The sequence below is a fragment of the Thermogemmatispora aurantia genome (genome assembly GCF_008974285.1).
In the GTDB taxonomy this organism is placed as follows: domain Bacteria; phylum Chloroflexota; class Ktedonobacteria; order Ktedonobacterales; family Ktedonobacteraceae; genus Thermogemmatispora; species Thermogemmatispora aurantia.
Genome location: NZ_BKZV01000003.1, coordinates 361,879 through 380,667, shown reverse-complemented (window position 1 = coordinate 380,667; position 18,789 = coordinate 361,879). Strand labels below are relative to the sequence as shown.

At 61.7% G+C, this 18,789-nt stretch carries 13 protein-coding genes; 5 read left to right on the top strand and 8 right to left on the bottom strand.

Going from position 1 to position 18,789, the window contains the following annotated elements; genetic code table 11:
• Window position 1: 1 nt before the first annotated feature.
• From KTAU_RS11280 to KTAU_RS11260, 5 genes are all read left to right on the top strand, one after another.
• Window positions 2-1,594: an FGGY-family carbohydrate kinase gene (locus KTAU_RS11280; RefSeq protein WP_151728478.1), complete on the top strand. Its 1,593-nt coding sequence runs from the start codon at window positions 2-4 to the stop codon at window positions 1,592-1,594.
• Between the two features lie 15 nt (window positions 1,595-1,609).
• On the top strand, window positions 1,610-2,395 hold the full coding sequence (locus KTAU_RS11275; RefSeq protein WP_069804359.1) for an SDR family NAD(P)-dependent oxidoreductase: 786 nt from the start codon (window positions 1,610-1,612) through the stop codon (window positions 2,393-2,395).
• Between the two features lie 181 nt (window positions 2,396-2,576).
• Complete coding sequence (locus KTAU_RS11270; protein WP_151728477.1) at window positions 2,577-3,542, top strand: metallophosphoesterase family protein; 966 nt, start codon at window positions 2,577-2,579, stop codon at window positions 3,540-3,542.
• Window positions 3,543-3,593: 51 nt separating this feature from the next.
• A complete protein-coding gene (locus KTAU_RS11265; RefSeq protein WP_151728476.1) occupies window positions 3,594-4,418 on the top strand; it encodes a nucleotidyltransferase family protein in 825 nt (274 codons plus the stop codon).
• A 513-nt stretch (window positions 4,419-4,931) separates the two neighbouring features.
• Window positions 4,932-5,804, top strand: a complete 873-nt coding sequence (locus tag KTAU_RS11260; protein ID WP_151728475.1) for a class I SAM-dependent methyltransferase — start codon at window positions 4,932-4,934, stop codon at window positions 5,802-5,804.
• 510 nt (window positions 5,805-6,314) lie between these two features.
• Here KTAU_RS11260 and cas6 read toward each other — a convergent pair.
• The 8 genes from cas6 to KTAU_RS11220 form a co-directional block, all read right to left on the bottom strand.
• On the bottom strand, window positions 6,315-7,376 hold the full coding sequence (cas6, locus tag KTAU_RS11255) for a CRISPR system precrRNA processing endoribonuclease RAMP protein Cas6 (RefSeq protein ID WP_151728474.1): 1,062 nt from the start codon (window positions 7,374-7,376) through the stop codon (window positions 6,315-6,317).
• Between the two features lie 116 nt (window positions 7,377-7,492).
• On the bottom strand, window positions 7,493-8,230 hold the full coding sequence (locus KTAU_RS11250) for a hypothetical protein (protein WP_151728473.1): 738 nt from the start codon (window positions 8,228-8,230) through the stop codon (window positions 7,493-7,495).
• 39 nt (window positions 8,231-8,269) lie between these two features.
• Entirely contained in the window at window positions 8,270-9,262 is a 993-nt protein-coding gene (locus KTAU_RS11245; protein WP_069804365.1) for a DevR family CRISPR-associated autoregulator, read from the bottom strand.
• A 72-nt stretch (window positions 9,263-9,334) separates the two neighbouring features.
• On the bottom strand, window positions 9,335-11,245 hold the full coding sequence (locus KTAU_RS11240; RefSeq protein ID WP_151728472.1) for a hypothetical protein: 1,911 nt from the start codon (window positions 11,243-11,245) through the stop codon (window positions 9,335-9,337).
• Between the two features lie 172 nt (window positions 11,246-11,417).
• Entirely contained in the window at window positions 11,418-14,042 is a 2,625-nt protein-coding gene (cas3, locus tag KTAU_RS11235) for a CRISPR-associated helicase Cas3' (RefSeq protein WP_228026413.1), read from the bottom strand.
• A 42-nt stretch (window positions 14,043-14,084) separates the two neighbouring features.
• Window positions 14,085-15,143 carry a helix-turn-helix transcriptional regulator gene (locus tag KTAU_RS11230; RefSeq protein ID WP_151728470.1) on the bottom strand — a complete coding sequence of 353 codons (1,059 nt, stop codon included), beginning with the start codon at window positions 15,141-15,143 and terminating at the stop codon, window positions 14,085-14,087.
• Window positions 15,144-15,184: 41 nt separating this feature from the next.
• Window positions 15,185-15,808 (bottom strand): CRISPR-associated endonuclease Cas1, encoded by a 624-nt coding sequence (gene cas1 / locus KTAU_RS11225; RefSeq protein WP_151728469.1) that lies wholly within the window; start codon window positions 15,806-15,808, stop codon window positions 15,185-15,187.
• 389 nt (window positions 15,809-16,197) lie between these two features.
• Window positions 16,198-18,741 (bottom strand): glycoside hydrolase family 31 protein, encoded by a 2,544-nt coding sequence (locus KTAU_RS11220; RefSeq protein WP_151728468.1) that lies wholly within the window; start codon window positions 18,739-18,741, stop codon window positions 16,198-16,200.
• Window positions 18,742-18,789: the final 48 nt, after the last annotated feature.

Genomic DNA, 18,789 nt, shown 5'->3' with positions numbered 1-18,789 from the left:
GATGCCCACACAGAAGCGTTATGCGCTGGGGCTGGACGTGGGCACGACCGCCTTGAAGGCCGTCGCCCTTGAGCGTGAGCGCGGGCTGGTGGCGCAGGTTGAGCGCCCGCATGAGCTGCGCTCACCTCAACCCGGCTGGGCCGAAGAAGATGCCGAGCAATGGTGGCAGACCTGTCAGGAGGCGCTGCGCGAGCTGTTGAGGCAGATCCCTGCTGACGAGGTGGCGGCGATCGGCGTCTCGGGCATGGTGCCAGCGATGGTGCTGCTCGATAGCAGCGGGCGCCCGCTGCGCCCGGCCATTCTGCAAAACGATGCCCGCTCAGCTCTGGAGGTCGAGGAGTTGCAGGCCGCCGTCAATGCGGACGAGTTTTTCCAGGTGACCGGAGGTGTCGTCAACCAGCAAAATATCGATCCGCGCTGGCGCTGGCTGCTCAAGCACGAGCCCCAGGTGGTGGCGCGTACCGTCTCTCTGTGTGGCTCCTATGACTTCATTGTCTGGCGCCTGACCGGCCAGCTGTCGCTCGAAGAGAACTGGGCCGTGGAGAGCGCGCTCTATGACGTGCGGCGGCGGCAGTGGCATCAGCCCTATCTGGATCAGGCTGGTATCGCCCGCAGCCTGTTGCCGCCGGTGCATGCCCCAACCGAGATTGTGGGGGGAGTCAGCGCAGCGGTGGCGGAAGCAACCGGTCTGCAGGCTGGGACTCCAGTAGTGGCCGGGAGCGCTGACCATGTGGCGGCGGCCCTGGCTGCTGGCCTGACGCAGCAGGGCGATATCTTGTTGAAGTTTGGCGGGGCCGGCGACATTCTCTATTGCTCTGATCAGCCAGAGCCTGATCCCCATTTCTACTTTGATTACCACGATATCCCTGGCCTGACGCTCATCAATGGCTGCATGGCCGCCAGCGGCTCGCTGGTGAAGTGGTTCATGACCCAACTGGCCCCCGGCTGCTCGCTGGCTCAATTGGATGAGGAGGCGGCTGCCGTGCCCGCCGGTGCTGATGGCGTGTTGGCGCTGCCCTATTTTCTGGGAGAGAAAACTCCCATTTTCGACCCGATGGCGCGTGGCATCTTTGCCGGCCTCATGCTTCATCACCGGCGCGCTCATCTCTATCGGGCCGTGCTGGAAGCCGTCTGCTATGGCTTTGCCCATCATCTGGAGCTCCTGCGCGAGGCGGGACGGCCTATCCGGCGTATCTGTGCCGCCGATGGGGGCAGCCGGAGCGCCCTCTGGATGCAGATCGCGGCGGATGTCGTCGGTCAGCCAGTGACGGTGGTAGCGGGTGAGGCGGCCTCGGCCCTGGGCGTAGCCTACGTAGCCGGGATGGGGGCCGGCCTCTTTGATCGCTGGGAAGAGATCACGCGCTTCATCGCTCAAGGACCGACCTACTGGCCGCGTGCCGAGCAGATGGCACTCTATCAGCGGGGTTTTTTCCTCTACCGCGATCTCTACCGTCGTCTGCAGCCCCTCTTTCCCGAGCTGGCTCAGCTTGCGGATGTGGCGCGCCTGATTCAGGCCCAGGCAGAGGAAGACCTATCTGTCCGGTCCAGTCTCAACTCAGCTCAGACTGAATTGAACCGAGAGAGAAAGCCGTAAGGAGGACCAAGGGAGATGCTCTTAGCTGGTTTGCGAGGTTTCATCACTGGTGCAGGTACCGGGATTGGGCGCGCCATTGCTCTGGAGATGGTGCGTGAGGGGGCCGATCTCTATATTACCGATCTGGATGGAGAGGCCGCTCAGCGCACCGCGGCTGAAGCCAGGGCGCTCCGGCCAGAGGCTCGTCTCTACGCTGCGGCCCTTGACGTGCGACAGGGCGCGGCGGTGGCCGCCTGCATTGAAGAGGCCCAGGCTCGTCTGGGGGGCCTGGAACTGGCGGTCAACAATGCCGGCGTTTCTTCGATGGCCCGCGTCGTTGACCTGACCGAGGATGACTGGAACTTTAACATGGACGTCAATGCCAAGGGGGTCTTTCTCTGCTGCCAGGCCGAGGTACGCGCCATGTTGCGTCGTGGAGGGGGTGGTAGCATCGTCAATATTGCCTCGATGGCTGGCAAGAAGGCGGCGCCCTTCCTGGCCCACTATTCCGCCTCCAAGTTCGCCGTCGTTGGCTTCACCCAGGCTCTGGCGCTTGAGACTGCCGAGGCCGGCATTCGTGTCAATGCTGTCTGCCCGGGCTATGTGCGGACCTCGATGCAAGAGCGTGAAGTGGTTTGGGAGGCTCAACTACGGGGCATCACGCCCGATGAGGTCATCGCCGACTACCTGCGGGCGATCCCTCTGGGGCGCCTGGAAGAGCCGGAGGATGTAGCGCGGGTGGTGGCCTTTCTGTTGAGTGAACGTGCAGCCTACATGACCGGTCTGGCGGTCGATGTGAATGGTGGGGCGTTCATGTCCTGACCGACCGCCGGGCTGGCCAGGCGCGGGTGGTAGGTAGGTAGGTTATCCGGTCTGGCGCGCCTCGCCTGCCGATGGTCTTGGGGCGTGTAGTCGCTGGGCGTAGTCGAGCTGGCTGGCCCTGGGGCGGGACGCTGGAGAGAGCGGGCCGGGCCGCCGCTCTGGAAAGGGAGTTGTCTCGCTGATGTTTGGCACTCGTCGAACCACGATCTTCTTTGCTACCGATATTCACGGCTCCGAGCGCTGTTTTATGAAGTTCATTAACAGCGCCAAGTTTTATGGCGCCAATGTCCTGATCCTGGGGGGCGATATTACTGGCAAAGCACTGATCCCCATTGTGCGCGATGGCCATCATAGTCGCTATCGAGCCACCTTTCTGGGGGAGCGAGTGACGCTCGAGTCTGAGGAGGCCGTCGCTGCCTTCGAGCGTCAGGTGCGCCATGCGGGCGCCTATCCGTTTCGAACCACGGCGGAGGAGCTGGCCACCCTGGAAAGCGACCGGACGCTGGTCGATCGTCTGTTTACACGCCTGATGGTCGAGAGCGTGCAGCGTTGGTGTGAGCTGGCGGAGGAGCGTCTCCGCGGAAGCGGTGTGCGCTGCTTTATCGACGCGGGAAACGATGACGAGCCGGAGATCGTGGAGGTTTTGAAGCAGGCCAGTTACGTGGAGATGCCCGAGGGCCGGGTGGTACTGATCGATGATGAGCACGAGATGGTCAGTGCGGGCTTCGCGAACCTGACGCCCTGGCAGGCCCCGCGCGATATTCCTGATGAGGAGTTAGGTCGCTTTATCGAATCAATGGCCTGTCAGGTTCAGCATCCCGAGCGGGCGGTCTTCAATGTCCATGTCCCGCCGTATGGCTCTGGCCTGGACACCGCGCCGTTGCTGGATGAGCAGCTCAAGCCGGTCGTCGTCGGTGGCGAGATTGCCACCGGGCCGGTGGGCAGCAAAGCCGTGCGCACGATGATCGAGCGATTCCAGCCCCTGGTCTCGCTGCATGGTCACGTTCATGAGTCGCGAGCGGTGAGCAAAATCGGGCGCACGACCTGTATCAATCCGGGCAGCGAGTATGGCGACGGGCATCTGCGCGCTGCGCTGGTCACGCTCAAGGGGCCGAAGCTGCTCAGTTATCAACTGATCACTGGATGAAGCCCACTCACTCGATCCGTCAGTCAAGACGACCAAGGAAAGGCGGTGGCCATGACAAGGCCGGGAGACTTTGAGGCTGGCTTGCCCGCATCGGCAGAGGCGGGGAGCGCCAACGGGCCGGGGCCGACTCTGGCCGACGGCGTGGCGGAGGCCCAGCGTCTGGTGACAGCGCTGCAGCAAGAGGGCCTGACGCTGCGCCTCCTGGGCGGCCTGGCGGTGAGGCTGCGCTGTCCCAGCGCCCGTCATCGCTCTCTCGCGCGCTCCTATGCCGATCTGGACTTTGTGGCGCCCAAGAAGCAGGCTCGTCCGTTACGGGTTGCTCTGGAGGCCAACGGCTATGTTGCTGACCGACGCTTTAACGCCCTGCACGGCGAGCGGCGTCTGCTCTTCTACGATCAGGTCCACCAGCGCCAGATCGATATTTTTCTCAGCGTCTTTGAGATGTGTCATAAGCTCGTGCTGGAGCCACGTCTCCAGTTGCATCCGTTGACGCTATCGCCAGCCGATCTCTTGCTGACGAAGCTGCAGATTGTGGAGCTGAATGCCAAAGATATTCAGGATCTGCTGGCGCTGCTGCTGGACTTCCCTCCCCAGGAGACGGCAGCCAATCCTGGCGAGCAGCTTGATATGCGCATCGTGACGCAGGTCTGCGCTCACGATTGGGGCTGGTACACGACCGTCACTGATAACCTGCGGCGCGTGGCCCAAGAGGCGGATCAGCTTTTGCAGGCCGAAGAAGCAGCTCGTGTCAGGCGGCATATTGAAGAGATGCTGCGCCTGCTGGATCAGGCCCCGAAGTCCAGCGCCTGGAAACTGCGGTCCCTGGTCGGGCGGCGTCTGCAGTGGTATGAGTTGCCGGAGGAGGTGCATCGCTAGCCTCCTCGCTTCTCTCTGGCGGCCTGCCTCCGCCTCGAACTGAGAAAAACACGTTCCTGTCAGCCCTGCACCTCAACCGATTGGAGGCAATAGAGGCTTCGAAGCCCCTATTGCCTCCTTGCTTTTTGGGGCTCCGAGCTGGAGGCCGATGCACTATCTCTCTTCAGAGATGAGCCGGGGCGGTGTTCTGCGAACCATGACCCTTCCGCAGCCGGGCTGCTGTCTGCTACACTTGAAGAAGCAGCGTGAGAAACAGGTGCCATCACTCTGGACAGGTGTCAAAGCCCTGCCTTTCCTGAGCCAGGCCAGAGCTGCACTGAGGGCAGGACAGGATCAGGGGGCCGGGCCGGTTCTCTGCTCTGTTCGGGGAGAAGGACGAGCGGCTGCTTTTGGGCAGGCGCCCGGCGCCTCTTTCTCTGGCCGTGGCGTCGGGCCTTGAACACCTGGTAACGCAGCGGCCCGTGTTGGCCTGACCGGGGGCGCCATCAATCTGACAAGCGAGGAGCAAGAAGCATGGAAGAAGCCACCAAGCATACCTATATCATCGACCCAGAGAATGCGGGCGAGTTAGCGCGCTTAATGCAACAGGACCGGCTACTGACCGAGGGAATGGGGGGACTCTTTCCTGAAGGGCAGCAGTTGCCGGAAGGGGGGAGAGTGCTCGATCTGGCCTGTGGTCCTGGTGGCTGGGATCTGGAAGTGGCCTTTCACTATCCGCACGTCAAAGTCATCGGCATCGATATTAGCCAGCAAGTGATCGAGTATGCCCGGGCCCAGGCGCAATCGCGTGGACTGGAGAACGCCCACTTTCAGGTGATGAATGTGATGGAGCCATTAGCGTTCCCCGATAGCTCCTTTGACCTGATCAACGGACGCTTGCTATGTGGCTTCATGCTGCCGGAGGCCTGGCCCCGCTTGCTGAAAGAGTGCTTCCGCCTGCTCAAGCCTGGAGGGATCGTGCGCCTGACCGAAATGGAGTCCCCTTTGACCACCAGTCCGTCCTATGAGCACTTCTTCCATCTTGGCACCCAGGCCCTCAAGCTGGCCGGACAGAGCTTTTCGCCCGATGGGGGGCATGTCGGCATCACGCCGGTGTTGCCGCGGCTGGTGCGGCAGGCGGGCTTTGAGGAGGTGCGACTGCGAGCGAGCGTGATCGAGTGGTCGATGGGGACCGAAGGGCACTATCCCGTTTTCAAGGATGCCTTGCTCTTCCTGGAACTGGTGCAACCGTTTCTGATCAAGATGGGGATGGGGACAAAGGAAGAGCTAGAGCGTCTCTATCAGCAGGCTGTAGCAGAGATGCAACAAGAGGACTTTTGTGCGCTCTGGAACCTGCTGACGGTCCGGGGACGCAAGCCCGGCACGACAGACGAAGCCACGTTATAGGCATGAGTTCCGAAGCTGGCGGGACGTGGTTGGCTCGGGTCAGGCTGGCTGCTTTGCTCTACTGATCAACCTGGCCCAGACTTGCTTAACCAGTTCTTTGGCAGCATGGCCGGGGTAATACCTCCGCAATAGGCAGCGAAGTGGTTTGTACTAGCCTCCTCCCTCTCTGTCCAAGAGCGAGCCGCCTGTGAAACAGGCCCATAGGAGGTCAAGCCTGATGGTATTTGATTGTTCTCCAAATGCCGAGTGGCATGCGAAACATCGACTGCCTCACCATCCAACTTTGGAGCAACGCATACAGTGGCACATGGAGCATGCCTGCAGATGCCCCTGTCCTGCTCAGGATGAGGATCTCCTGGAGCTTCTTAATACGAATGCAATTAGACTGAGATACGTTTGTAAGTAAGGCGAAAAGGTAGCATCGTCGGCAAGGCAAATCAGAGGTAAGCTAACCTGGCAGCTGATGATACCGATGAGGCCAGTCTGCCAGGTTGCCCCTGATTGGTTCGCTTACTCTCGCTTATGAACTGAGAGAGAGGGGGTATGTACATCCGCTTCCTGCGAATGACAGGCGCGATACCAACCATTGCCCTTTACCACGTCCTTCCCTACGTGGATCAGCTCACCCCACACAAGCAGCTCCCGCAGCTCTGCCAGGTCGCCCACGAAAGTCGCCTGCCCCACCAGACCGCCAATGGGAGTAGCGCGTCGCAAGCGACGTGAATAACTGGGCATATCCTGCCAGCGCATTGTATGCCCCTCACAGCGCACCGCCGCCGCCAGCGCTAGCAGGTGTTCCCGCTGCTCTGCCAGGGCGCGCGCCTCTTCGGCAGCGCCGTAGGCCAGTCCCAGTTGCTCCAGGCGCTCAAGCAGTCGCTGCACGAGGGTAGCGAAATCCGGCTCCTTGCAGAGCGCGCCATGCCGTACCAGGCGCAGGGGGGTCAAGAAAGTCAGCGTCACCCGTTGCTCCGGCAGCGTCAGCGCGCGCTGGCGCACATCCTCCGCCTCCGCCTGCACTGCCAGCGTCGGCGTTCTGACCTGCTGGGCCCCAGCCCGATAGAGTTGCTGCCGCTCCCCGCTAAAAGGATGATAGGCCTCGATCCTCTCGATGCGTAGCCCGCCGCGTCGGGGAGGCGAGCCGTTCTCTGGCAAAGGGCGCCCCAGGCCCTGGCGCTCCAGTTCCTGGCTGCTGAGCATAACATAGGGCAGCAGCTCCACGCGTCGGCCAATGAGCGTCATTCCAAACACAAGTCGCTCGCCTGGCTCGTAGCGCCGTCCTCCCTCTAACGGCGGCTCCAGCACATAGGGGCGAGGAATATCACGCCCCCAGGGCTGCCCGTTAAGGCGCTGCAGCGTTGGCGCTTGCGGGTCATCCGCTGGCGCCAACAGCGCACTGACAGGACAGACCTGCAGCAGGGGACATTCCAGGCAAGTGGGGGCCTGCTTGTTCGTGCAGAAACGGCGCCAGATCGCCGTAAAAAGCGCGCCGCGCAGCGCCGTCCCCGGAGAGTCATCCAGCTCTAGCGGTGTCTCGACGCGCATGGTCCATAGCAGGTGATAGGTTGTGAGCATAGGCCTCCCTTCCATGTGAGTAAGGTCATATCCATAAGCGGAGCCTCTTCCCTTCCCTGGCCAGGACGGGGGACGGCGCGGCACGCAAGCTGCGTGGCTGGTCATCTCCCCTCGTATCACGGAGGTGGCAAGCGCCGGTACCAGCTATAGGAGTGGGAAGAACGCCAGCGCTGATAAGGGAGCACTACATGACGGAGCACGCGGTCCCGGTTCAGCACAATACGCTCGTTCGTATAGATGTTGGCCTGAGCGAAGGTCAGCTTCGGCCCGCAGTCATCGAGCACCTGCAGCGTCCCCTGCATAGGAAACGCCTCCTGCCGTGAGGCGGTCAGCAGCAGAAAGCTGCCCGCGGGCAGCTCCGCACTTTGCGCAGGAGGCTGCAGGATCTGAATGAAGCCGCCACGCTTGCCCAGGTAGTTGAGACCGACCAGCAGCTCCGGCAGCACTGCCGTCAGAGGACTCCCTTCAGCTACCTCGCAGGCCAGACGCAGGCTTCCATAGTAGCTAATGTACTCACGATAAGCGATTGTCGGCTGAAAAGGATACTCTTTTTCTAGACGCGCGCGAGCGGCCTTTTCGGGATTGCTCTTGTCCTTCAGCTCGCGGCGGATCTTGCTGAAGCTCTTGATGACGACCGCCTGTTCTGGTGGTTCCAGGGCGATAGGCAGGTCGCGCAGAGCGGGGAAGAGGCGTTCCCCCTCTGCCAGACCGCGAGTGCGGATCAGGGTGCTGAGCAGGGCCATCTTGATAGCGAAAGGGGTCGGCACCAGCAGCGTCTGACCACCCGAGGATGTAGCGCTGGCCGGTCGCAGCGAGAAGAAAGAGACCGGCAAGTAGTGCGCGACGATCCACATTGGTCGTCTGCCTCCTTTCTATGGGATTGGTCAACCGACCTAGGCCGACGCTGCCTCGGGGGTAATGCTGTCGATCAGCGAGCGCATCTGCTGCGAGAACTCGGCCAGCGTATCGAAGGTCTGCAGGCGCACGTGCTGGGGACCAGTGCCGTTCAGGGCACGAACAATGGCCTCTGCCTGCTCGCGGTAGGCCTGCGGCTCATCGCTGCCACCCAGCAGCGGACTGACCAGCGGCGCCGGCGTCGCGGTGTCGCTGGTGCTGATGAAGCCTTCCAGGGCCAGCAGGTGAGGGAGCTGGGTCGAGCGCATGGCGCCGTTGAACTCCAGGAAGCTGTAGAGCAGGCTTTCAAGCAGGACACGGGTGCGGCGCTGGCGCTCTTCGGCACTGATGGCGTATCTCTGCGCGATATCGTTGTAGCCTACCCGGCTCAGCTCGACGTGGCAGACCACGGCGTAGACGCCGCTGGAAGCCGGGCGATGGAAAATGCTTTGTCCAAGGTTGGCCCCTTTGTGTTCGTTGCTCTCCTCCTTGCGCGCCGCGCCCGGACCGCGCTCCAGGGCGTACTTGACGTGGAAGTAGCTATCGGTCCGTACGCGCTCGGGTAAGGCCACAACCCAGCCGAATTCACAGACCGACTTGCGCGGGACCGAACGCCCGCCTTCAGTCACCAGAATCCCACCAACGTCGTCCATGGCGCAGCGCTGCAGCAGGCCATCGATGAGGGCTGCGCCGGTATCGCCAGCTCCCTTAATAAAGTCGCTGTCGGCATTGATGCGGTTGGCATCGAACTGCTGACAGCCAGCGCAGAGGCTCAGGCCCTCCTCACGTGCGCGGCGATAGAAGTGCTCCATAAGGACATGCTTGAGCATGTCGCCAGAGATGGCATTGACGGTGTGCAGCAGACCGTCGTCGCCGACGATATCGACCATGCGCGTCTGAATCTGGTTCCCCTCGCCGCCTTCGTTGTTGAGGCTGTGCATGTTCAGGGTCATGCGCGCAGCGATGGACAGAGAGACCGCTGTGTTTGCCATAGTTGGATTCCTCCCTTTCTTTGTGATGATCGTTGCCGTTGGTGCTATTTCTGTTGCGAAGTGAATGATGAATCAGGCCTGTGGGCTTTGGGCGGCTGCTGCCTCTGTATCCTCCTCGCTCTGGCTGCTTTCCGCGGCCTTGCCCCAGCGGGCGTAGCCATAAGAGAGCAGCATCGAGGCCACCAGCTCGCAGGGATACTGGTCGAAGAGGGTCGTAAACTCGTCGATATCGCTGGTCGTGACGGGGTAGCGCAGATGATGCTGGCTGTAGTCCTCTGAACGCAAGGCGCGTCCCAGTTTCTGCGCCACTTTCTCCTCTTCACGTGCGGTCTCGGCGTTGTAATGCAGCAGAAACTCGCTAAGGGCTTGCATAAACTCGTCGCGACGATGGATCTTGCGCAGCAGCTCCTGCCCCAGTCCGTAGCGCACCTCGTAGGGATAGTTGCTATCCTGGAAGCGGCGTCGCTGGGCGTTGACCGTTGCCTCGCGGATGGCCGAGGCGATGCGCTGGAAGCCTTTGTTCTGAAGGATGGGGGTCAGTTTCAGGTCCTGGGTTCCTTTTTTCGTTTCCATTGCAGCACTCTCCAGTAATACAAGTTTGTCCAAGCCCTGGCTGGCAAACTGCTTGAGCCAGCGCTTCTCGTTTTTCTCGCGTTCCCGCTGACGGAAGAGGTAAGGGCCATAGCTGGCGGCGAAGCGCCAGAAGAGGCGCAGATCGTGGCTGGAGAGAAAATCGCGGTAGATGCGCAGCAGCTCTAGCTCTTCACTGCCTTCTTTCCCCTGTGGTCCCTCGATGCGGTTGATGATGGCGATGTGCTCCTCCAGCAGCTCATCGATCTGCGTGGCCTCGGCGACGGAGCGCAGGCGCGGCGGCAGCCACGAAGGCAGATTGATAGTCGAGACGTTCATCACCGCGTGGGCGCTACCCATGTCCTTGTAGAAAGCCACGTCAAGCCCGTGGGTGATACTGACCAGGGGAGGAAGCTCGTCCGGGTCGAGGTTCTGACTGCTCGCCAGCTCATTGCGCCGGTGGTTCACAAGAACCTGAGCCAGGCGCAGGGCGGCCAGAATATCCTGTTTGATGGCCGTACTGGACCAGCAGATCTCGCGAAACTTCTGCATAATGGTCCTGAGCGTCTCCAGCTCGACCTTTTCGGGCAGCACCACGAAGGTCTTGCGGTCCTTGCTGCCGCTGAGCATATAGGGTGCGGCGCCCAGCATGAAGCCGCGGAACTTGACCAGCTCCAGCAGCCAGAAACTTTCCAGGCCGCCGACCGCCAGACGGTTGCTTTTGGGAGCATTAGCCCCCTTACCGCTGGTCGGGTTGAGCAGTTGCACGGCGGTGGCCTGAGCCTTGCCGCTGAGGCCCTGCTCCTTGGCCCACTTCTCCCAGGTGCGTTGCGCCTGCTCCACGTCGTTGAGCGGCTCGGAGAAAAGGCGGAAGAGCAGACGCACGGCAAACCATTGCTGCTCGGCGCTCAGGTTCTCCCAACGCAGCACCAGCTCATTGAAGGTGTCGGCGACCTTCATGACGTTGATGGCCTTGTAGTGCTCCAGCTCAGGGCTGGGGCCGTTGCTCAGGATCTGCTGCAGCTCCGGGGAAGAGTTGAGACGCGCTTTCGGCGACCGCTGCTCGGGCGGCAGTTTGGCGAGCTGTGCCTGTAGCTGACGCTGTTTCTCTTGCTCGGCCTCGTAGTCAAAGATCTCGACCTTGCTGAATGTGCGCCCCTTTTTCGCCTGCCGCTCCTGCTGTTTGGCGGTGCTTAGGGGGCGCAGCAGGGGGAGGCGGTTACCGCTCGCCAGGTCGCTTTCTTCCGCGGGAGGAAGCTGGATCAGAAAGCTCTGGCCGGCGTCGTAGATCTCTAGCGGCTGCTTCAGGCGGCCCAGGCGCGCCAGGCCGAGCCGCATGAGATCGGCTACGCCCAGGGCGAGCAGGGTATCGGCGAATGTCCCGCTCGCTTTGTTGACATAGAGCGTTGTCATACGCTGTCCTCTGTTAGGAGATTTTGCGCTATTTATAAAACGAACAGATCATAAATGATAACTTGGCAGGCATTTGGTACATTATCTGGCGCATGATCTAGACCTCTCCTCTCGCCTCCTCTTTCTGGCGCGAGTATCGCGAACCTGTCAGGAAACTGGCAAGCTCGCCTTGCTAACGATAAACGTCGGCGCGCTGGTCGGCCAGGCGCAAAGCCCGTGTCATGACAAAGGCCAGCCAGGTTTCGTACTGGGGTGTCTGCGGGTCCAGATCGGGCTGACTGAACTTCCCCGACCTGACATTCTCGGGGAAGAGATCTCCTTGCTGGCACTCTGGCAGGATCAACTGCAGGTTCATGGGCCGAGGCGAGGTCTCGCGCTGTACCAGGGCTAAGGCTCGCCGCACCGCCTCTAAGGCTCCTGGCGCCAGCCTGGTCGCACCATATTCGTGAGCCCCTGTGGTATGGTGACGGGCGATGGCATAGCAGGTAGCCCGCGCCACGGGCGCAGTGGGACTTGCCGGCGTTGTCGCGCCCAGGCAATCCCTGATGAAGCGACATGCCAGGGCCACGCTCTCACAGGCGTGGTTAGGACGACGTACCGCTAGCTCTTGCTCCCACTGTCGCTCTTCGCGGGCCCGCACGTCATAGGTCGTCTTGGCAAAGAGATAATCGGCTGCCGGTTCCTGATAGTGCAGGCCCTTCTTCTCGTGATAGAGGCGTTCCCAGGAGCGGGCCCAGCGCTGCCAGCCCTCAGCGAGCTTGCCCAGGTCGTGCAGCGCCAGCGCTAACTGAATGGCCTGATCAATCGTGCCCGCTGCCAATCCCATGCGCTCCTCCAGGCGGCGTAGCGCATAGACCAGCTCATGGTAGAGGCCGTAGTGGTAGGCATCGGCCAGTCCCCCAATGTGCTCCTCGTAGCGCTGGCGCAAGACCGTCTGGCTGACTGCACCCGAGCGCCGCCGTTCCAGCGGACGGCTCTGGTAGCGCGTACCCTCAAGGCGCTGCTGCCAGCGCGCGGTCAGCGGCAGACGTCCGTCGCGGAAGACCAGGCCCAGATCGCGATCGTAGGTCACCAGGGCCTGCGGCAAAGCCAGCACCAGGGCACTACTGATCTCGGTGGCCGGGTTGGTCACCGGCTCCCACGTATACAGTGGCTCGCGCCGGCTATCGTCCTCGCCCTGGGCTGCTGTCTCGCTCCTGGTCCGGCTATGGTCCTCGCCCTGGGCCGCTCTCCCGCTCCCAGCACCTACGAGCACCGCTTGTTTGCACACCCAATCGAGGCCCAGCGCGGCGGCCCGCTCCTGTAGGGCCTGCCAGTGCCGGCCCTGGAGCAGACTGGGACGCAGCGTGAAAAGCTGCCATTGCCAGGGCGCTGTGACGATCTCCTCTTCGGGCGTATCGTGCACCAGCAGCGCCACCTGCAGATCATCGCGAATCAGCGTAGAGCGCACACGTGGATCGGGCTTCCTCAAGCTGGTCACCATCTTCTCAAGCAGATCGGGCCGTTGCTCCTCATAGCGCGCCAGCAACTGGAGATCGCTCTCACAATGGACCGTATCAAGCAGGCGACGCTCCTCCTGAAAGCGCACTACCTGGCCATCGTACTCGGCCAGGGCCTCCCACGTGCGTTGACAGGGTTCCGGCTCGTAGGGCAGTGTCTGCGCCTGGCCCTGATCATCGACGGGAAGCGAGTAGACAAAGACCTGCCCCTGCTGGTGAGGGAAGCGCGCGCAGCGTCCAGCGCGCTGGATCAGGCTATTGGCCGGCGACAGCTCGCTGTGCAGCGTCTCAACCGAGATATCAAGGCCCACCTCGACCACCTGCGTCGCCACCACAATCACATTCTCGCCCTGATAGCGCCCGCTCTTCTCATCCCAGGCGGCGGGACCAAGCCAGCCCTGCAGTTCCTCGCTTTGACGACGCCGATCCTCGTCACTAAAGCGGCTATGCAGCAGTTGCAGACGGATGTCAAGGCCGCGCTCTTGAATCAGCTCATCGAGCTGCAGATACAGCTCCTGGGCGCGCTCAACACGGTTACAGACCACCAGAGAGCAGCGCTGGTGACGCTCAAGTACCTGCTCAGCGCTCAGCGGCTCCGCCACGCGCCGAAAGACGCGCTGACGTCCCCTGGCCAGGGCGGCCAGCTCCTCATCGCTCGCCTCAATCACCTCAGCGTCGATCATCTGCGCCAGTTGCTCCACCAGCGGTCTGGAGAGCGTCGCGCTCATGAAGGTGAAGCGCGTCAGATCCTTGAGCTGGCGCAGCAACTCGATCGTCGTGGTCAAGGCGCCAAAGCAGCTCTGGCCTTGCCGATTCAGCGGATACAGATGCGGCTCATCCAGAATCAGGTAGGCGCTGGCGGGCAGGCCAACGTTGATATTGGCGCGTGCCCCATCGACGCTATAGGGCACGCCGAGAGCGCTGGCCAGCAACTGATCGATCGTGCAGGCCGTGATCAAAGACTCGAACTGGGGATCATCTGGCGACTCGCCTGTTTGCAGGCTGAGCAGTGGGCGCCCGAACTGAGCGTAGCGCTGGCGCAGCGGCTCGATCAAAGGCGGATTCAGCTCCTCCAGCAATTGGTGACAGGTCCTGGTGAACTGAGTTGCCAGCACCCGCATTGGCGTGACGTACACGGCCTTCCCGGGCAGCGTCCCATCGTTGAAGGCGCAGCTTTGCAGGAAAGGCAGCAGTGCAGCCAGCGTCTTCCCGCCGCCCGTCGGAATGACCAGAATCACATTGCGGCCCTGGGCCAGCACCTGGAGCACGCGCTCCTGATAGGGATAGAGAGTCTTCATAAGGGAAACCGTCACCCCTTTCTTTCCTTTCCTTTCCTTCACCTAAGCCTCTTCTGTTTGGACGCGATGGCGAAACAGATCCGGGTTGAGCCTGCCTGGCTCATGAGTGGAGAGAGGACCAGGCTGCAAACCATAGTTCTGACTGGCCCGTTGGACGTGGCTGATGACCCGCTGGCGCAGCTCTTCCGGCTCCAACACCACACAGTCGGCTCCCCAACCGCGAACCCAGGGTTCAATCTCGACCAGATCACCGATCAGGGCCGTCCACTCGCAGCCGTCGCGCGTCAGGCGAATCTCCTGCGACGGATGCCAGCGCGTCTCACGCACCCGCTTCACAACCTGGCTGCTGAAGTGCAGACGCACCCTGACCGGTTCCTCATCGCCATACATCACGCCCCAGGCCCGTTGTAGCAATTCCTCGGCCTTAAAGGAGGGATCAGGTACAAATGACTCATTAATTAGCTCTGCATGCTGAATACGCTCCAGCTTCAAAGTACGCAAGGCCAGCACAGCGTGACTGTAGCCGAGCACATAGATGGTCCGCCCAATAGCCGATGGTTCCAGCAGATAGGGATCGAAAAGCGTCTCAAAACGGCTCTTGCGCGGCGGCTCGTAGATCAGGCGAACGCGCCGGTGCTGGACCCAGCCACAGGCCAGCGCGAGAAAAATGGCCGAAAAATCCTCCCTTTCGCTATCTTCCGTGAGCAGCAGCGCTGCAATCGTCTCCTGCTGCTCGCGCACGGGAGTGGGTAGCGCCTCCACCAACTTATGCAGGGCCATCGTCAGATGCCAGTTACGCTCATCGCGCGTCTGGGCCAGGAGGCGGCCAGCCAGATAGAGGCCCACCGCCTCGGGATAGCTCAGGGAGAGCTGCAATCTCGGGATGACCGCCCCTTCTGGCAAAAACCAGTAGAGGCCCTCTTTCGTAAGAGGCAGCAGGCCGGTCACCTGCAGCTCATTCAGGTACTTGTTCGCCGTATCCTCATTGATGCCCAGCCGCTCAGCGATCTCGCGGGTGCGCCAACGCCGCTGCGCCTGACTCTCGAAAAGGTGAATGATCGTCTGCAGGCGATGGACCCGCTTCATAGTCTCGATATTCAAGGCGGCATCTCCTTTCCCTTGGTGCTCTTGCTTGTTTTGGCCTAGCCTGGAAGAGGAGCTGGGCCAGGGGCCTGCCGCTGCGCTGGGATAGCAGTCGGCCTGCTGCTCTGGGGAGAGTATAGCCAGGCGATTCCGCTAAATCGTCGGAAATCCTGGCCTTGTCTCTGAGGCAGGCATGCCTTACAGTAATCCCCTGCTCTTCTGTCTCTTTCTCCAGGCACGTCCTGGATGGCTTGCACCGCCTGGTGCAGCTGCTGGCAAAGCTGCGGCTGCTCATCTTTGCGGCTTCGCATCAAGTAGCGCAGCAGATGAAGCGGATTCGCCAGTTTGCCGCAGGTAAAAGCCCGGGCAAACTCGCACCCCTTCGCGGAACTGAAGGCCAGCGGTTGCGCGCGCCTGGTGAGCACAGTACCTGTCAGCCCGGCGGCGCAGAGTGAGGCTCTCACCATGCCATTTTTCTCCAGAAAATGGAGCGCAATCCCTTCCTCGCTGCAGAGCTTCACCACATCGCTGGAGATCCCAACGCCAGTATCGATGCGATGGACAAGAATTTGCTTGAGCTGAATCAGTGGTACTTCCTCCACGACCTGTGATTCCTGAACCAGACGAATTCTTCCTTGGTGTTTGCTAATAAAAATGCCTTCCCCTTCCACAATCAGATTCATCGTTTCCCTATCCGTCAGACGATAGCCACGAGCATTTTTATCGGAATCCTCTGGCGATTGTACTGCAGCTACCAGGCCGAAGCAGCCTGAGCAGCAGCGCGCTCACGCCCCACAGAATAGCAGCGCGAGGATTCCGCTTCTTTAGCGGAATCCTCGAAAAATGCTCTAAGAGGCAAACAAAAGGAAGAGGGCTAGCAAGAGATACCAGCCCTCTTCCTTTCTCTAGCTCTGGCAACACTAAGGTCTGAAGCCTGATCTAACGAACTGGCACAGGCGAAGAAGCCAACTGATCCGCGCTCACTGTCTGAGTGCCTGGCGAGTGACCGGGACGAGCAGCGGGAAGGTCAGCGTCTTGCCTACCGCTCACAGCCGATCGAGCGGCAGGCTCCTCATTCGTCTTCTCCAGCCAGCCAGGCGCCTGGCCCTCCCTCGGTGGCTTTTGCCGCCAGGCGGATACTCAGCTCTTGTGCCTCAACCTGCTCCCGCAGCGTCACCAGCAGGCGGCCCTGCTCCTGGTCATAGGACCACTCGACCTGGCTGGCGGAGTCGCCGTTTCCGCTACTCTGCTCGACACTCCAGGGAGCGCGCTCAAGGGCGCGCAGCTCCAACACGATATGCTGGCGCTCTGGCACGAAGCGGCCCTCGCGGGTGCCAATGAACACCCGGATCTCATCGCCTTCAACCTCGCAACTGATGCGCCGGCGAGCGTACTCCCCCTGCAAGTAGCCGTAGCCATCGCCGGCGTCCTCGTAGAGACTACTTTCGCCGCTCCCTTCGGCTGGGTAAAGCAGCAGCGTCAGCGGATCAGGCTCTCGCTCTCCCACATAGTTCATCTCGGGCCAAAGTGGCACCGCTGTATTGGCCCGCACATAGAGCGCCGGCTGCCCGAGCGGGGCATAGGCTATCACATGGGTCGGACCGCTGAAGCGCTGACCGCTCCAGAAATGGAACCAGGTGCCAGCAGGCAGATAGACATGGCGGTGACTGACAGCCGGACGTGTGACAGGCGCTACGAGCAGCGCAGGGCCGCAGAGCGCCTCATCATCGTAAGCCCAGGCAGCGGGATCTGCCGGCGCCATCCAGAAAAGCGGGCGCAGCACTGGCGCGCCAGTGCGGTGACACTCCTCGAACAGCGTATACAGGTAGGGGAGCAGGCGCTGCCGCAGCTTAAGCATGGCGCGACAGACCGACTCATACGGCTCGCCAAACACCCACGGCTCTTGACGGCGAGTCTGCTTCTCCGAGTGGTTGCGGCAGAAAGCCTGAAAAATGCCGAACTCCGTCCAGCGAGCCAGCAGCTCACCACTGCAATCGCCGTAGAAGCCACCAATATCGCTGCCACACCAGCTCACGCCCGAGAGGCCCAGATTAAGCAACTGTGGCACGCTCTGGGCCAGGTCCTCCCATGTTGACGCATTGTCGCCGGTCCAAAGCAAGGCCTGGCGCTGGATGCCAGCGTAGCCGGCGCGCGAAATCACAAACGGACGCTCATCCGGGCGCAGGCGCTGCAGCCCCTCGCGCGTCGCCTGGACCAATAACGAGCCATAGGCATTGTGAATCTCGGCATGCAGGCGCGGTCGCCCGCCCCCGGGATGGATCGTCTCAGGTGGCAGCGTCCCATGAACCGGAATAAAGACGGCTGGCTCGTTCATATCGGTCCAAATGCCGGCCACACCGGCTTCCAGCAGTGGGCGATGCTGCTCGCCCCACCAGGCGCGTGCCTCCGGATTCGTCACATCGGGAAAGACACAGAGGCCCGGCCAGACCGCATTCTGATAATCCTGATAATCAGGAGTCTTACAGTACAGATCACGCCGCTTCCCATCTGTGTAGACCGCGTAGCCCTCATCGACCTTGATGCCAGCATCGACAATACTCACCACATGGAAGCCTTGAGCGCGCAGCTCGGCGAAGAGACCAGCGGGATCAGGGAAGCGTTCCCGGTCCCAGGTAAAGACACGGTAGCCATCGAGGGCATCGATATCCAGATAGAGCGTATCGCAAGGGATATCGCGCGCGCGGAAGGTCGCTGCCACCTCGCGCAGCTCCTCCGCTGAAGCATAGCTAAAGCGGCTCTGACCGTTGCCGAGCGACCAGAGCGGGGGCAGAGGCGTGTGCCCGGTTAGCTCGGTATAGCGTGCCAGCACCGCCTGGGGCGTCGGGCCACAAAACACATAATAGATCAGATCGCCGGTACTTGTGCCGAACCAGGAGCGTCCCGGGTCCTCGTGAGCCAGATCGAAGGCCACCCGCCCAGGGTTATCCAGAAACAGCCCCCAGGCCAGACCGTTGGCCAACACCAGCGTAAAGGGGATGGAGACGTACAGATTATTTTGGAAGACGCTGCGCCCCGGCGGCGGGTCGGTATTCCAGAAGAGCTGATAGGTTCCTGTCTTATCCAGGCCGCCCGTACGCTCGCCACAGCCGAAATAGTGCTCCTTGGGCAGGTGCCGCTTATAAACGCGCAGCGGCAGACCGAGGGTTCCGGCCACATTGGCCAGCGGTAGCAGGGCCTCCTCTGCGGGCCGCTCAAACCAGCCCATGCCCAGCTCGGGATCATCGGCAGCGAAGACCCGCCCGCTCGGATCGGAGAAACTGAGACGTAAGGGATCAAGAGAGAGGTGCGCCGTCGCGAACGTGGTGGCCATGCTCAGCTGCCCCACTGCCGTCTCCGTGATCATCACCGGGCCGGCCTGCCAAGACTGTTCTACCACTGCCGGCGACTCATAGCGGCGGGGACGGCCATCCAGAAAAAGGCCAACCCGGAAGAGGTCCGGCGCTAGGGCCGTCACCTCAACGCTGGCCGGTCCGCTGCGTAGGCAGATCCTGGCGGCGTCTCGCTCGCAGACCTGGGCTTGACCCAGGGCCTGATAGCCATCCGGTAAGGTGACAGCGGGGTGAGCATTGGTGGCTACTGGCTGTGCCCTCTCCATGAAGCTCGGTTCCTTTCCACTCTAGTTGCTTGTTTTTATAAGTTGATC